Origin of the sequence: Ramlibacter agri (genome assembly GCF_012927085.1) — a bacterium.
GTDB classification, from domain to species: Bacteria; Pseudomonadota; Gammaproteobacteria; order Burkholderiales; family Burkholderiaceae_C; genus Ramlibacter; species Ramlibacter agri.
Window position 1 is genome coordinate 3,739,736 of record NZ_JABBFX010000001.1, and the last position, 15,069, is coordinate 3,754,804.

The 15,069-nt window shown below is 72.1% G+C and carries 16 protein-coding genes; 8 read left to right on the top strand and 8 right to left on the bottom strand.

Features of this window, described 5'->3' with window-relative positions:
* The 8 genes from HHL11_RS18260 to HHL11_RS18295 all read left to right on the top strand — a co-directional run bounded on the left by HHL11_RS18260 (window position 1) and on the right by HHL11_RS18295 (window position 6,701).
* The gene (locus tag HHL11_RS18260; RefSeq protein ID WP_169419770.1) at window positions 1-141 is read left to right on the top strand and encodes a heme exporter protein CcmD; all 141 of its coding nucleotides are present in this window, start codon (window positions 1-3) and stop codon (window positions 139-141) included.
* Complete coding sequence (gene ccmE, locus HHL11_RS18265) at window positions 138-572, top strand: cytochrome c maturation protein CcmE (RefSeq protein WP_169419771.1); 435 nt, start codon at window positions 138-140, stop codon at window positions 570-572. The genes HHL11_RS18260 and ccmE overlap by 4 nt, the downstream gene beginning before the upstream one ends.
* Window positions 569-2,536 (top strand): heme lyase CcmF/NrfE family subunit, encoded by a 1,968-nt coding sequence (locus HHL11_RS18270; protein ID WP_169419772.1) that lies wholly within the window; start codon window positions 569-571, stop codon window positions 2,534-2,536. Before ccmE ends, HHL11_RS18270 begins: the two co-directional genes overlap by 4 nt.
* Complete coding sequence (locus HHL11_RS18275; RefSeq protein ID WP_169419773.1) at window positions 2,533-3,072, top strand: DsbE family thiol:disulfide interchange protein; 540 nt, start codon at window positions 2,533-2,535, stop codon at window positions 3,070-3,072. The genes HHL11_RS18270 and HHL11_RS18275 overlap by 4 nt, the downstream gene beginning before the upstream one ends.
* A complete protein-coding gene (locus tag HHL11_RS18280) occupies window positions 3,065-3,430 on the top strand; it encodes a cytochrome c-type biogenesis protein (protein WP_169419774.1) in 366 nt (121 codons plus the stop codon). Before HHL11_RS18275 ends, HHL11_RS18280 begins: the two co-directional genes overlap by 8 nt.
* Window positions 3,427-4,092 (top strand): tetratricopeptide repeat protein, encoded by a 666-nt coding sequence (locus HHL11_RS18285; protein ID WP_169419775.1) that lies wholly within the window; start codon window positions 3,427-3,429, stop codon window positions 4,090-4,092. The genes HHL11_RS18280 and HHL11_RS18285 overlap by 4 nt, the downstream gene beginning before the upstream one ends.
* 103 nt (window positions 4,093-4,195) lie before the next feature.
* Entirely contained in the window at window positions 4,196-5,551 is a 1,356-nt protein-coding gene (locus HHL11_RS18290) for a DUF1800 domain-containing protein (RefSeq protein WP_240980105.1), read from the top strand.
* A 1-nt stretch (window position 5,552) separates the two neighbouring features.
* Window positions 5,553-6,701 (top strand): DUF1501 domain-containing protein, encoded by a 1,149-nt coding sequence (locus tag HHL11_RS18295; protein ID WP_169419777.1) that lies wholly within the window; start codon window positions 5,553-5,555, stop codon window positions 6,699-6,701.
* On the opposite strand, the gene HHL11_RS18300 is transcribed toward HHL11_RS18295, so the two are convergent.
* The 8 genes from HHL11_RS18300 to HHL11_RS18335 are packed head-to-tail and all read right to left on the bottom strand — an operon-like array spanning window position 6,698 to window position 15,069.
* Window positions 6,698-7,468, bottom strand: coding sequence for a TSUP family transporter (locus tag HHL11_RS18300; protein WP_169419778.1), 771 nt, complete (start codon window positions 7,466-7,468; stop codon window positions 6,698-6,700). The two genes, HHL11_RS18295 and HHL11_RS18300, sit on opposite strands and share 4 nt — an antisense overlap.
* A 50-nt stretch (window positions 7,469-7,518) precedes the next feature.
* Entirely contained in the window at window positions 7,519-7,992 is a 474-nt protein-coding gene (locus HHL11_RS18305) for an EVE domain-containing protein (RefSeq protein WP_169419779.1), read from the bottom strand.
* Entirely contained in the window at window positions 7,989-8,771 is a 783-nt protein-coding gene (locus tag HHL11_RS18310; protein WP_169419780.1) for an HpcH/HpaI aldolase family protein, read from the bottom strand. The genes HHL11_RS18305 and HHL11_RS18310 overlap by 4 nt, the downstream gene beginning before the upstream one ends.
* A gap of 1 nt (window position 8,772) precedes the next feature.
* Window positions 8,773-9,756 carry an NAD-dependent epimerase/dehydratase family protein gene (locus tag HHL11_RS18315; protein WP_169419781.1) on the bottom strand — a complete coding sequence of 328 codons (984 nt, stop codon included), beginning with the start codon at window positions 9,754-9,756 and terminating at the stop codon, window positions 8,773-8,775.
* Window positions 9,757-9,760: 4 nt separating this feature from the next.
* Complete coding sequence (locus HHL11_RS18320) at window positions 9,761-10,513, bottom strand: SDR family NAD(P)-dependent oxidoreductase (RefSeq protein ID WP_169419782.1); 753 nt, start codon at window positions 10,511-10,513, stop codon at window positions 9,761-9,763.
* Window positions 10,513-12,285, bottom strand: a complete 1,773-nt coding sequence (locus HHL11_RS18325; protein WP_169419783.1) for a hydantoinase B/oxoprolinase family protein — start codon at window positions 12,283-12,285, stop codon at window positions 10,513-10,515. Before HHL11_RS18325 ends, HHL11_RS18320 begins: the two co-directional genes overlap by 1 nt.
* Window positions 12,285-14,321, bottom strand: coding sequence for a hydantoinase/oxoprolinase family protein (locus HHL11_RS18330; RefSeq protein WP_169419784.1), 2,037 nt, complete (start codon window positions 14,319-14,321; stop codon window positions 12,285-12,287). The genes HHL11_RS18325 and HHL11_RS18330 overlap by 1 nt, the downstream gene beginning before the upstream one ends.
* A gap of 10 nt (window positions 14,322-14,331) precedes the next feature.
* Window positions 14,332-15,069: an ABC transporter ATP-binding protein gene (locus HHL11_RS18335; protein ID WP_169419785.1), complete on the bottom strand. Its 738-nt coding sequence runs from the start codon at window positions 15,067-15,069 to the stop codon at window positions 14,332-14,334.

The window sequence follows — 15,069 nt, forward strand, 5'->3', positions numbered from 1 at the left end:
ATGGCCTGGCTCGCGAGCCTCTCGGCGGACGGCCACACGGCCTACGTGGTGGCAGCCTTCGGCCTCGCGTTCGGGGCGCTTGCGGTGGACCTGGCGATGCTGCGGCGGCGCTGGCGCGCGGCGGCGCGCGCTCGCGCATGACGGGCCGCCAGCGCCGCCTCGGCCTGCTGCTGGCAGGCCTGGCCTGCGGCGCGGTGGCGCTGGCCCTCGTGCTGCAGGCCTTCCGCTCCAACATCGTGTTCTTCTTCAGCCCCACGCAGGTGCTGGCGCGCGAGGCGCCGGCCACGCGCAGCTTCCGGCTGGGCGGGCTGGTGCTGCCGGGGTCGATCCGCCGCGAAGGCGACGGCCTGACGGTGCGCTTCGTCGTCACCGACACCGCGCGCGAGGTCCCGGTCGTCTATCGCGGCCTGCTGCCGGACCTGTTCCGCGAGGGCAAGGGCGTGGTGGCGCGCGGCCAGCTGCGCGCCGATGGCACCTTCGTCGCCAGCGAGGTGCTCGCCAAGCACGACGAGAACTACATGCCGCCGGAGGCCGCCGCGGCCTTGCGGCAGGCGCGGACCGGGCAGCCATGATCGCGGAGCTGGGCCACTTCTGCCTGATCCTCGCGCTCGCGGTGGCCCTGGTGCAGGCCCTGCTGCCGCTGGCCGGCGCGGCGCGCGGGCGGCAGCGCTGGATGGCGGTCGCGCAACCGGCCGCCCGGCTGCAGGCACTGCTGGTGGCCCTGGCCTTCGGCGCGCTGGCCTGGTCCTTCGCCGACAACGACTTCAGCGTGGCCAACGTCGCGGCCAATTCCAGCAGCGAACTGCCGCTGGCCTACCGGCTGGCGGCCACCTGGGGCTCCCACGAAGGCTCGATGCTGCTGTGGGCGCTGATGCTGGGCGGGTGGACCGCCGCCGTGTCCTGGCGCGGCGCCGGCCTGGACGGCGCGCTGCACGCCCGCGTGCTGGGCATCCTGGGCCTCGTGAGCAGCGGCATCCTGCTGTACCTGCTGCTCGCCTCCAATCCCTTCACGCGGCTGCTGCCGCCGCCCATGGAGGGCCGCGACCTCAACGCGCTGCTGCAGGACCCCGGCATGGTGGCGCACCCGCCCATGCTGTACCTGGGCTATGTCGGCTTCTCGGTGAGCTTCGCCTTCGCACTGGCCGCGCTGCTCTCCGGCCGGCTGGACGCCGACTGGGCCCGTCGCTCGCGCCCGTGGACGCTCGCGGCCTGGGCCTTCCTCACGCTGGGCATCCTGCTCGGAAGCTCCTGGGCCTACTACGAGCTGGGCTGGGGCGGCTGGTGGTTCTGGGACCCGGTGGAGAACGCGTCCTTCATGCCCTGGCTGGCCGGTACCGCGCTGGTCCATTCGCTGGCGGCGACGGAAAGGCGCGGCGCCTTCCGCGCCTGGACTGCGCTGCTGGCCATCTTCACCTTTTCGCTGAGCCTGCTGGGGACTTTCCTGGTGCGCTCGGGCGTGATCACCTCGGTGCACGCCTTCGCGGTGGACCCGCTGCGCGGCGTCTTCATCCTGGCGCTGCTGGCCGCCGTGACCGGCGGGGCGCTCCTCGTGTTCGCGCTGTGTGCGCCGCGCGGCCTGCGCCCGGTGCCCTGCATGCTGGCTTCGCGCGAGAACTTCCTGCTCTCCAACAACGTGCTGCTGGCCGTGGCTGCCGCCACCGTGCTGCTCGGTACGCTGTATCCGCTGGTGCTGGAACTGCTGGACCTCGGCAAGATCTCGGTCGGGCCGGCCTACTTCGAACAGGTCTTCGTGCCCCTGATGGCGCCGGCCGTGCTGTTGATGGGCGCCGCGCCCTTCGCCCGCTGGCGCGAAGGCACGGCGCGCGAGCTGCTGCGCCCGCTGCGGCTGGCGGCCGCGGCGAGCCTGCTGGGCGCGGCGGTGCTGGCGGCCTCGCTGCATGGCGCATCGCTGTTGACGGCACTGGGCCTGCTGCTGGCCTGCTGGGTGGGCGCCAGCGTGCTCACCCACCTGGCGCAGCGGCTGCGCCAGCCGCAGGGCTGGCGGCGGCTGCCGGGCCGCTACGTCGGGATGCTGCTCGCGCACGCGGGTGTCGGCGTCTTCATCGCCGGCGTCACGCTGGTGGGCAGCCAGGAAAGCATGCGCGAGCTGCCGATGCGGGTTGGCGACAGCGTCGAAGTCGGGGGCTACCGCTTCCGCTTCGAGGGTGTCGCCCCGGCCACGGGGGCCAACTACGAGGCGCTGGTGGCGCGCGTGACGGCGCAGCACGAGGGCAGGCTGGTGGCGGTGCTGGCGCCCGAACGGCGCATCTACCACAGCCAGGGCATGCCGACCACCGAGGCGGCCATCGATGCCGGCGTCACGCGCGACCTCTATGTGGCGTTCGGCGAGGAGGTCGATACCGGACGCTGGGCCGTACGCATCTACGTGAAGCCCTTCGTCGACTGGATCTGGGCCGGCTGCCTCCTGATGATGCTGGGCGGCCTGGCCGCCGCCTGGGACCGCCGAGTGCGCCAACGCAGCGCGGCGGGGGCGGCGCTGCCGGCCCTGGCGGCCACCGAGGAGGCCCGCGCATGATGCGCCGCCTGCTGCCCCTGGCGCTGTTCCTGGCGCTGGCGGTCGCCCTGGCCGCGGGCCTGTCGCACGACCCACGGGCCTTGCCTTCGGCGCTGGTGGGCCAGGCGGCGCCGGCGTTCGAGCTGCCGGTGCTCGATGGCGCGGGCCGCCGCCTGGCCGCGAACGAACTGCGCGGGCAGGTCTGGCTGTTCAACGTGTGGGCCTCGTGGTGCGCGCCCTGCCAGGCGGAGCATCCCGTGGTGGCCGACCTGGCGCGGCGCGCGCGCGTGCCAGTCTATGGCCTGAACTACAAGGACCAGCCCGCTGCCGCGCGCGAGTGGTTGCGGCGCCTGGGCAATCCGTACGCGGCGACCTTGCTGGACCCGCAAGGCCGCACCGGCATCGACTGGGGCGTCTATGGCGTGCCCGAGACCTTCGTCGTCGACGGGCGCGGAATCGTGCGCCTGCGCCTGGCGGGGCCGCTGACGCCGGAGATCGTCGAACAGAAGCTGCTGCCCCTGTTGCTGCAGCTGCGGCAGGAGGGCGGCCATGCCTGAGCGCGTGCTGGCGCTGCTGCTGCTGGCTGCGTGCTGCGCGGCCGGCGCAGCGGACGCCGACCTCGATGCGCACGTGCTGCGCCTGGCCGCGCAGCTGCGCTGCGTGGTGTGCCAGAACCAGACGCTCGCCGATTCGCAGGCGGACCTGGCCGTGGACCTGCGGCGGCAGATCGGCGAGCAGCTGCGCGCCGGCGCCAGCGATGCTGCCGTCAAGGACTGGCTGGTGCGGCGCTATGGCGATTTCGTGCTGTACGAGCCGCCGCTGCAGCCGCGCACCTGGCTGCTCTGGTTCGGGCCCGCGATCCTCCTGGTCGCCGTGGTGGCGGTCCTCGTGCGCAACCGGAGGCAGCAGGCATGACGGCGTTCTGGGTCATTGCCGCCGTGCTCGTCGCCGGCGTGCTGGCGGGCCTGCTGCGCCCCCTGCTGCGCGGCGCCGGTGCGACGCCTCCGGCGCCGGCGCTGGCCGGCGCGCTCATCGCCGTGGTTCCCAGCTGCGCGATCATGATGTACCTGCACCTGGGCAATCCGATCGCGCTGTGGTCCGGCGAGGACCTGGCCCATGGCCACGGCACGCCGAGCACGGCGCAGGTCGAAGGCATGGTGAACCAGCTGGCGCAACGCCTGCGCGCCGAGCCGGACGACCCCGAGGGCTGGGCCATGCTGGCGCGCTCCTACTCGGCCCTCGAGCGCCACGGCGACGCCGCAGCCGCCTACGCCCGGGCCGTGGAACTGCTGCCGCGTGAGGCTGCCCTGCGCGCCGATTTCGCCGACGAGCTCGCCAGCGCCGAAGGCGGCACGTTGCAGGGCGCGGCGCGGGAGCAGATTCTCGCGGCGCTGGCGCTCGACCCGGCGCAGCCCAAGGCGCTGGCCCTTGCGGCCAGCGCGGCGCTGGAGCGCGGCGATCGCAGCGAGGCGATTGCCAGCTGGGAGCGGCTGCTGCAGGTGCTGCCGCCGGATTCGCGCACCGCAGCGCAGGTGCAGGCGAACCTGGCGCGGGCACGCGCCGCGCCCGCGCGCTGACCGGCCGGCAGGCGAGCGCGGGCCAGGCTGGCCGCTGTCTCGCTTTACCTCGCCGATACCTTCCTGACAAGCATGCGGGCCGCCAATGGCGTCCAATCGCCGCATGACGCCCGCCGCCATCGCCCTCAACCGCTTCGGCCTCGGCGCGCGCGCGGACGAAGCGCCGCCCGCCGATCCGCGCGGCTGGCTGCTGGCGCAGCTGGATCGCTACGAGCCGCTGCCGCCCACGTGGCAGGCGCAGCCGCGCACGCCGGCGCTGCTGCAGGCCCTGGTGGAACAGCAGCGCAATGCGCGCGACGCTGCGCAGGGCGAGAAGCAGGCCGCGCGCCAGGCCTACCGGCGTGAGGCGCGCGACACCTATCTCGCCGCCGTCGGCGCCCGCGCTGCGACCGCTCTCACGACCGCCACGCCTTTCACGGAGCGGCTGGTGCACTTCTGGTCCAACCACTTCGCCATCTCGGTCGACAAGGTCGCGGTGGTGGGGCTGGCCGGGGCCTTCGAGGCCGACGCGATCCGCCCGCACGTGCTGGGCCGCTTTGAGGACCTGCTGCTGGCCGCGGTGCGCCATCCGGCCATGCTGCTGTACCTGGACCAGGCGCAATCGGCGGGCCCGCAAAGCATGCTGGCCGAGCGGCAGGCCGGGCGCCGGCGCGGCCTGAACGAAAACCTGGCGCGGGAGATCCTGGAACTGCACACGTTGGGCGTGCGCAGCGGCTACACGCAGGCGGACGTCACCGAGTTCGCGCGAGCCCTCACCGGCTGGTCGCTGCCGGGCCTGGAGGCCGAAGCGGCGGGCAGCGAGGCTTTCCGCTATCGCCCCGCGATGCACGAGCCCGGCGCACGCATGCTGCTGGGACGCAGCTACGGCGAAGCGGGCGAGCAGCAGGCCCGGGCCATCCTGCACGACCTGGCCACCGCGCCGGCGACGGCGCAGCACATTGCCGGCAAGCTCGCGCGCCACTTCGTCGCCGACGACCCGCCGCCCGCGCTGGTGCAGCGGCTGGCCGCGGCCTTCCAGCGCAGCGCCGGCGACCTGCCCACCGTCTACCGCGAACTGGTCGCGGCGCCCGAAGCCTGGCAGCCGGCGCCGGCCAAGTTCAAGTCACCCTGGGACTGGGGCATTTCCAGCCTGCGCGCCGTCGGCGTGCGCGATGTCGCGCCCATGCAGGTGGCGAACCTGATGAACCAGCTGGGCCAGCCCGTGTGGCGGCCCGGCTCGCCGGCCGGATGGGATGACGTGGCAGCCACCTGGGCCGCACCCGATGCCTTGCTGCGGCGCGTGGAAGTCGCGCAGCGCATCGCCGGCCGCTCCGGCGACAGTGCCGATGCGCGCGCACTGGCGCCGCGCCTGCTGCCTGGCAGCGTGGGCGAGGCGACTACGCAAGCGATCGCCCGTTCCGAGAGCCCCGCCAGCGCGCTCGCGCTGCTGCTGGTGGCGCCCGAATTCCTGAGGAGGTGACATGGCCCTGGACCGACGCGGCTTCCTCGGCGGCGCAGCGGCCTTGCTCGCGGCCCCGCGCGTATTGTTCGCGCAGGCGGCCACCGAGCGCCGCTTCGTCTTCGTCATCCAGCGCGGCGCGGCCGACGGCCTGAACACGGTCGTGCCGTATGCGGAGCCGAACTACGCGGCGCTGCGGGCCGGGCTGGCGATCGACCCCGCCAGCGCGATCAAGCTGGATGGCAGCTTCGCGCTGCATCCGGCGCTGCAGGAGTTCGGCGCGCTCTACACGCAGGGGCAGGCGCTGTGCGTGCACGCGGTGGCCTCGCCTTACCGCGACCGCTCGCACTTCGACGGCCAGAACGTGCTGGAAAGCGGGGGCACTTCGCCTTACCAGCTGAAGGACGGCTGGCTCAACCGGCTGGTGGGCCTGCTGCCCAGGCGGAGCAAGGAGGCCATCGCCTTCGCACCGACCGTGCCGCTTGCGCTGCGCGGCAGCGCAGAGGTCAGTTCTTATGCGGCGTCCGCTCTGCCGGCCGCGAGCGACGACCTGCTGCTGCGGGTGGAACAGCTCTATGCCGCCGACGCGCAGTTGCACGCGCTGTGGTCGGCCGCGCTCGATGCGCGCGGCATGGCGGGCGGCCAGGAGGAGGGCGGCCGACGCCAGGATCCGGGGGCTGTCGGGCGCATGGCGGCCAACTTCCTGGCGCAAGCCCAGGGCCCGCGCGTCGCCATGATCGAGACCGGCGGTTGGGACACGCACAGCGCGCAGAACCCGCGCCTGGCTGCGCAGTTGCGCGGGCTGGATGCGATGCTCGCCGCCTTGAAGCAGGGCCTGGGCGAGGCCTGGAACCACACCGTGGTGTTGGTCGCCACCGAGTTCGGCCGCACGGCCGCGGCCAATGGCACCGGCGGCACCGACCACGGCACCGCGTCGGCGGCGCTGCTGGCCGGCGGGGCGGTGCAGGGCGGCAAGGTGCTGGCGGACTGGCCGGGGTTGGCGACCGGGGCCCTGCACGAAGGTCGGGACCTGCGGCCTACCTTGCAGCTCGATGCGCTCATCGCCACCGCGGCGGCGGAGACCTTCGGGCTGGATCGCGAGCGGGTCGCGCACGCGCTGTTCCCGGCCGGATCGGCCGTGAAGGCCCTGCCGAGAATCGTGCGGGCCTAGAAGACGGCGTGCACCGCGGGCCCGACCAGGCCCACGCCGGTCACCACCAGCAGCGCGCACACGAACTTCAGCACCGTGGTCCGCCGCCACGCAGGCGGATGCCGGCGCATCCACCACGTGATCCCGACCACCAGCGGCAAGGCCACGACGGCCAGGACCAGCGCGCGCAGGCTGAACTGCCCGCTGGGCACCACCATCACCAGGCGGACCAGCGCGCCGGCGGCGAGCGTGGCCTGCAGCGTGTCGCGGACGGCCTCGATGTCCATCGGCTGGCGGTAGAACTGGTAGACCAGCGGCGGCCCCGAAGCGGAGAACAGGCCGCCCAGCAGGCCGGAGAGGAAGCCGAAGCCTGCGAAGGAGCGTCGTGACGACAGCGCCGCCAGCGGACGGGCGCGCACCAGGACCACGATGGCGCACGCGATCACCACCAGCCCCAGCAGCAGGCGCAGCAGCATCACGACGTTGGCGTTGAGCCAGGACAGCAGCACGACGCCCGCGGCGACGCCCACGACGCTGCCGTTGATGGTGGAGACCAGCAGGCCGCGGTCGAGCGAGCGCAGCGAACCGCGCAGCGCCGTGGCGGCACTGGCCAGCGACAGCACCATCGCCACGTTCGCGACGTCGGGCAAGGGCGCCAGGTGGAACAGCCCGGTCAGCCCCAGGAGGATGAGCGCCTGCGCGAAACCGGTGATGCTCTGGGCGCCGGCGGCGACGGCCGCGCACGCGAGGAAGCCTGCGACCTGCCAGCCGCTCATGTCGAATTGCATTGCGCCGCGATTATCGGCGGCGGGCCGGCGTTGGCCTTGCCGCAGCCTGTCTAGGCGGCGGCCTTGGCGCCCAGCTTCTTCACGATATGCCGCCAGTGCTTCGGATCGACGGGCGTGATGGACAGGCGGTTGCCCTTCTTCAGCACCAGCATCTCGGCGAGCTCCGGGTCTTCGCGCATCTCGGGCAAGGTGAAGTTGCGGGTCTTCTCCACCACCTGCACGTCCACCAGCGACCAGCGTGGCTCTTCCGGTTTCGAGGCGGCGTCGTAGTAGGGCGACTTCTTCTCGAACTGCGTCGGGTCGGGGTAGGCCGTGGAAGCCACCTTCGCGATGCCGACGATGCCGGGCTCGGGACAGCTGGAGTGGTAGAACAGCACGCCGTCGCCCACGCGCATCTGGTCGCGCATGAAGTTGCGCGCCTGGTAGTTGCGCACGCCAGTCCACGGCACCGTGTGCTTCGGCGCGGCCAGCGCGTCGTCGACCGACACGTCGTCGGGTTCGGATTTCATGAGCCAGTAGTTCATGGTGGAGCGGATTGTGCCGCGTCTTCCACGAAACGCGCCACCTGGCGCAGCAGGAATCCCGACTCGCTGGCCAGGGCGAAGAAGCTGCAGCCGCGCGCCCCCCAGGTCGCCACTTCGGCCGCCTCGTAGTGCGCGATGCCCACCACCTTGCCGGCGGCACGTGCGCTGGCGACGATGCGCCCGGTGGCCGCCTCGACTTCCGGGTCATGGGTCTGCCCGGGCTTGCCGAGGTCGGAGGCCAGGTCGGAGCGCCCGAGGAAGACGACGTCCAGCCCCGGCTGGGCGGCGACGATCTCCTCGATGTTCTCCAGCCCCTTGCGGCTTTCGATCTGCCCCACCAGCAGCAGTTGCCGGTTGCACGCCTGGGCGTACTGCACGAAGCCCTGCTTGCGCGAGCCGTAGCCCGCCGCCCGCGTCTGCGTGCAGGTGCCGCGGGTGCCCTCGGGCGCATAGCGCAGGGCCGCCGCTGCGCGCCGCACGTCGGCGGCGCTCTCCACGAAGGGCAGCACGATGCCGGCGGCGCCGGTCTCCAGCACGTGCAGGATCTCCTTCTCGTCGTTCCAGGCGACGCGCACCAGCGCCGCGATGCCCGCGGCGTCGGCCGCGCGCACCATGTTCTCCACCACGTCCCAGCCCTTGCGGCTGTGTTCCTGGTCGATGATCACGTGGTCCAGGCCGGCGCGGCCCAGCACCTCCACCAGGCCGGGGCTGGGCAGGAAGGCGAAGGAGCCGAGCAGGCGCTCGCCCGCCCGTACGCGCTGGGGGAAATCGGCTTGCATGTCAGGCTCCGTTGGCGTCGCACCAGGCGACCATGCGCGCCAGGCCGTCGGGCAAGCGGACTTCGGGTGCCCAGCCGAGTTCGCGCCCGGCTTTCGCGATGTCGAAGCGCGGCACGCTCTGGTAGGCGTTCGGGTTGCCGCCGGCCACTTCGCGGTAGCGGACCTGTGTCCGCGCGCCGCAGGCCTGCAGCACCAGCCGCACCACTTCGTCCACGGGCGTGGAGACGCCGGTAGCGATCGTGTAGTTGCCCTGGCCAGCTGTCATCGCGAGCAGGTTGGCGCGTGCCACGTCGCCCGCGTACACGTAGTCGTGGCGGTCGGTGCCATCGCCCTGCAGCGACACCGTGTCCTGGCCGGCCCGCGCCGCGCGCCAGGCCGCCATCATCGGAATCACGTGCATGCCGCGCTCGTGCTGGCGTTCGCCATAGACCGTCGAATAGCGCAGGCTGGCGTAAGCGACGCCGTGGCGCTCCTGGTAGAAGGCGCACAGCTGCTCGCCGATGAGCTTGGCGGCGCCATAAAGGGCGCCTGCCGGCTTCATGCCTTGCGGCTGGAAGGCGGCGTCTTCCGTCACGACTTCGCCGGTGGGGTGCCCGTAGGCGGCGATGGACGAGGACATCACGATCTTCGGCACCTTCTGCCAGCGGCAGGCTTCCAGCACGTTCAGCACGCCGCGGATGTTGACGTCCATGCCGGTGGCGAGGTCGCGGGCGAGTGTCGTGGTGATGAAGAAGGCCGTGTGGAAGACGCCGTCCACGCCCGCGCAGGCCTCCATCAGCGCGTCCTGGCGCAGGATGTCCGCGTGCAGGACGTGCACGCGCTCGTCGGCGCACAGCGAGCGCACCGTGCCGGCATGGCCGATGGACCCGTTGTCCAGCAACTGCACGCGTGCCGCCCCGGCGGCCAGCAGATGCTCCGCGATGTGCGACCCGACCAGGCTGAAGCCGCCGGTGACGAGGAACGATTGGCCGCGTATGCCGTCCATGGGCTCAGGCCATCATGAAGCCGCCGTTGACGTCGAGCACGGCACCGGTGATGTAGCTGGACGCGTCGGAAGCCAGGAAGACGGCCACCTGCCCGATCTCCGGCATCTCGCCGCGGCGGCGCAGGGCCACCTGCGACAGCACCGCAGTCTCGTCGCGCGTGCGCCAGACGGCCTCGACCCGCTCGCCGCTCTTGATGAAGCCGGGCGCGATGACGTTGACGCGGATGCCGTCCGGCCCGAGGTGCTTGGCCAGGTTGCGGCTCATGCCGACGATGCCGGCCTTGGCGGCGCTGTACTGCGGGCTCACCAGTTCGGTGCCGGAGCGGCCGGCGATCGACGAGATGTTGATCACCGACCCGCCGCGCACCTTCAGCAGGGGCAGCGCGCGCTGGATGCAGAAGAAGGTGCCGCGCACGTTCCAGTTCATCACGCGGTCGAAGTGCTCCTCGGTCACGTCCTCCATCTTCAGCGGCGTGTGGGCGCTGCCGCCCGCGTTGTTGACGAGGATGTCCAGGCGGCCGAAGCGTTCGCGGCAGGCCTGCACCAGGCGGTCCAGGTCCTCGGTGGAGGCCACGTTGCATTCCACCGGCAGCGCCTCGATATCCGCGGTTTCGAGCCGCTTGGCCGCCTCGGCTACGGCCGCTGCGTCCAGGTCGCAGATCACGACGCGCGCGCCCTGGGCGCCCAGGTGCTGCGCCATCGAATATCCGAGGCCGCGGGCGCCTCCGGTGACGATGGCCACTTTGTCCTTCAGCATCATCCGTTCTCCTTCATCATGCGGGACCGCGCGGCGGCGGTTGCGGGTTCGTCCACTTCCATCGCGTCCGGGTCGGCGCCGGCCATCTGGCGCAGCACGACGCCGTAGACCTCGCGTGCGGTCGCGGCGGCCACGTAGCCGAAGCGCACGTCGCGCAGCACCTCCTCGGGCGCGCGCTGCGCGGGCAGGCCGTAGCCACCGCCGCCAGGCGAGCGGTACTCGAGGACGTCGCCCGTGTTCAGCACGCGCAAGCCCTTGGTCCGCAAGGGCAGGTGCGTCGCGCCGTCGGCGCCGTAGAAGACCACATCCGAGCCCGCGCCCGGCTGTCCGCCATGCACGCCGAAAGGCCGGCTGCGATGCTGGTCGCCCAGGGCCGCCACGGCCACGCCCTCGGCCAGGCTGCGGTACACGTAGCGCGTGCCGCAGCCACCGCGATGCGCACCGGCGCCGCCGGAGTCGGTGCGCAGTTCCAGTGCTTCGACCCGCACCGGCAGCCGGTGCTCCACCGACTCCACCGAGGGATAGTTGGCGGAGCCCAGCGCGCTCGGTCCGTGCACGAGGCCGTCGCCGTGGGCGTTGGCGCCGTAGCCGCCGGCCGCCGGGAACAGCATCACGTAGTAGGCATTGCGCTGCGGGTGGGTGCCGGACATCGTGATGACGCCGGTGGTGCTGATCGAGTCGGCCAGCGCGCGCTGCGGCAGGCCCGGGTTGAGCGCGCCGACCACGGTCGACACCACGCGGCCGATGGACTCCAGGTAGCCGCTGATCGCATACGGGTACTCCACGCCGAGGAAGGTCGTCGCCGGGATCTCGTACTCGAAGGGCCGGAAGCAGCCGCCGTTGATGGGCACCTCGGGGAACAGGTGCTTGATGGCGATCTGGCAGGCCGCGATGCAGGTTTTGCGCGGCACGTTGACGGCGCCGCGCACCGGCGGCGAGGAGCCGCTGAAGTCGAACCGGATCGTGTCGCCGCGCACGGTGGCCGAAAGCTGGATGACCAGTTCGCGGTCCTGTTGGCCGTCGTTGTCCAGCGTGTGCCGGAAGCGGTAGGTGCCGTCGGGGATCTCGCGGATCAGCGAGCGCATGTGTTGCTCGGAGCGGTCGTTGAGGGACTGGAAGGTGTCGAGCACCGTCGCCGCGCCATGCCGCTCCACCAACTCGCCCATGCGCGCCTTGCCGACGTCGAGCGCGGCGATGCAGGCGTTGAGGTCGCCGCGCCGCTCCTCCGGCATGCGCACGTTGTCCAGGAGGAAGCCGAGGAAGTCCTCCTGCAGCACGCCTTCGCGGTAGAGCGGCCGCGGGTTCAGCAGCAGGCCTTCCTGGTGGATCTCGGTCGCGGTGGGCGCGAAGCCGCCGGGCGTGGCGCCGCCGATGTCGTTCCAGTGGCCGCAGGTGGCAAGCAGCGCGATCAGCTGGCCTTCGACGAACACGGGCGCCACCAGCTTGATGTCCGGCAGGTGCGTGCCCGCGAGGTAGGGGTTGTTGACGATGTAGACGTCGCCGGGACGAAAGCCGCCGCGCTGCCTGGCGGCCTCCAGCGTCGCCTGCGTGGTGACCTGCATGGCCGTGACGAACAGCGGCGGCGACAGCGTGCCCTGCGCCACCACCTCGCCGGTCTCCGGATGGAAGATGCCGCTGGAGCGATCGAGCTGCTCGGAGATGACGGGCGAGAAGGCGGCGCGCACGATGATTGCGTCCATCTCTTCGACGATCTGCTCGAGCGCGCCCTTGACGACGGCGAGCGTGATCGGGTCGATGCTGTCCTTGGCCATCAGCGGCTCCTCATTTCCAGGACCAGGTTGCCATGCGCGTCCACGCGGGCGGCGGTGCCGGCGTCGACGACGACCGTGGAGTCGCGCTGCTCGATGATGGCGGGGCCGAACACCTCGGCGCCGACGCCCAGGTCGTCGCGCTGGTGCACTTCGGCCGTGCGCCATTCGCCCTCCACGTACAGGGGCCGCGTGGCCGGCGGGGCCTGGATGCCGCGCCCCCGCTGCTTGAACCAGCCCGCGATGTTCAGGCGGGGCCGCACGCCCAGCACCATCACGCGCAGCGCGGTCAGGCGGATGCCGATCCGCGGCAGGATCTGCCGGTATTCGAGCTGGTAGGCCTGCTCGAAAGCCTGCCGCACCGATTCGCGCGACAGCGCCGCCGGCAGGTTGACGCGGATGTCGTGCCGCTGTCCTTCGTAGCCCATGTCGGCGGCGAGCAAGACATCGACGCGATCTACCGGCACGCCTTCGCCCTGGATCAGCCGCGCGCCTTCCTGCACCATTTCGTCGACGGTCTTCGCGAAGGCCGGGAAGTCCAGCGTGTCGAGGTCGCGCATCACGGTGCGCGCGATGTCCTGCCGCACGTCCGCTGCGGCGCTGCCCAGCGCGCACAGCACGCCCGGGTAGTAGGGGATGACGCAGCGGCCGATGCCGACGTCCTTCATCAGCGCCGCCGCGTGCATCGGCCCGGCGCCGCCATAGGCGACCAGCGCGAACTCGCGCGGGTCGTAGCCGCGCTCGATGGAGACCGCGCGGATGCGCCCGGCCATGCCGTGGTTGGCCAGGCGCACGATGGCGCGCGCCGCTTCTTCGACCGCCAGGCCCAGCGGTTCGGCCACGCGCGAGCGGATCGCGCTTTCAGCTGCCTGGCGATCCAGCTTCATGCCGCCCTGGCCGCCGAAGGCGAACGATTCGCCGATGTGGCCGATGACGAGGTTCGCATCGGTCACGGTCGGCTGCACGCCGCCGCGGCCGTAGGCGGCGGGGCCGGGCATGGCGCCCGCCGACTCGGGGCCCACCTGCAGGATGCCGCCGCGGTCGACGCGCGCGATGCTGCCGCCGCCGGCGCCTATCGTGTGGATGTCGATCATCGCCGCGCGCAGCGGCATGCGGAAGCCCAGCTCCGTCTGGTCCGACGTGCGTGGCCGGCCCTTCGGGATCAGGCAGACGTCGAAGCTCGTGCCGCCCATGTCGGCGGAGATCACGTTCTCGAAACCGGCAACTTCGGCGACGTAGCTCGCGGCCATGACGCCCGCGGCCGGGCCGGACAGGGCGAGGTTGGCCGGCCGCTGGCGCGCCGTGGCGCTGGACATCACGCCGCCGCTGGATTGCACGAACAGCACGTCCTGGCGGTAGCCGGCTGCCGACAGGCGCTGCCGCAGTGCATCGACATAGCGGCTCACCAGCGGCTGCAGGTAGGTGTGGATGGCGGCGGTGCTGAAGCGCTCCAGCTCGTAGATCTGCGGCAGCAGGTCCGACGACAGGTTGACGATGCAGTCCGGCTCGGCTTCCCGCAGCAGGTCCCGCGCGCGCCGTTCGTGCGCCGGGTTGGCATAGGAATGCAGGAAGCAGACGACGATCGCCTCTGCGCCGCGGGCCCGCAGCACCCGTGCCGCTTGCAGCACCGCAGCTTCGTCGAGCGGTTCGATGACCGCGCCATCCGGGCCCATGCGCTCCAGCACCTCCAGCCGCAGCCAGCGCGGGATCAGCGGATCCTGCAGGCCCGTCATGCCGTACAGGTGCGGCCGGTCGCGCCGCCCGAGTTCCAGCACGTCGCGGAAGCCGCGCGTGGTGATCATCCCGCAGGCCGCGCCCTTGCGCTCGATCAGCGCGTTGGTGGCGATGGTGGTGCCGTGGATGAAGAGGTTGATGTCGGCCGCCTGCACGTCGATCGCCGCCATCGCGTTGAACAGGCCGGTGGCCTGGTCGCCCGGCGTGGTGGAGGCCTTGCTGATGCGGACTTCGCCGGTGGCCTCGTCCAGCAGGAAGAGGTCGGTGAAGGTGCCGCCTACGTCGATGCCCAGTAGCTTGCTCATGCCTTGTCCATCAGAAGCTCGAAAGCAGGTAATTGGCCTCGTCGACGCGCATGCCTTGCGAGTCGAGCTCGCTGTGCACGCGGCCGCGGGCGAGGAACAGCACGCGCGAGGTCATGCGGGCCAGGCGCTTGAGGCTCTCGTCGACGACGATCATCGTGAGGCCGGTCTGCTCGCGCAGCCGCACCAGCGCGGAGGAAACCTCCGCGGCGATCGCGGGCGCGAGGCCGAGCGACATCTCGTCCAGCAGCAGCAGGCGCGGCCGCGCCATCAGGCCGCGGCCGATGGCGACCATCTGCTGCTCGCCGCCGCTGAGCGTCGCGGATTTCTGCTGCCGCCGCTCGCGCAGCTTGGGGAAGAGCGTGTAGACGCGCTCCAGGTCCTCGTCGTAGCGATGCGCGCCCAGCAGGTAGGCACCGAAGCGCAGGTTCTCTTCGACGCTGAGGTCGCCGAACAGGTGCCGCCCTTCCGGCACCAGCACGATGCCGTGGCGCACGGCCCAGCGCGGTCCGCGCGCCACGCGGGCGCTGCCATCGAAGATCGGCTCCTCGCCGAAGGCCACGCGGCCGGCGGCCGGCCGCACGACGCCGGCCAACGCCTTCAGCAGCGAGCTCTTGCCGGCGCCGTTGGGGCCGGCCACGCCCAGCACTTCGCCCTCGGCCAGCGCGAAGGCCACGTCGTCGAGCGCGGTGAGCCCGCCGTAGGACACGGCCAGTTGCTGGACTCGAAGCACGGGTTGGTTCGCAGCCAT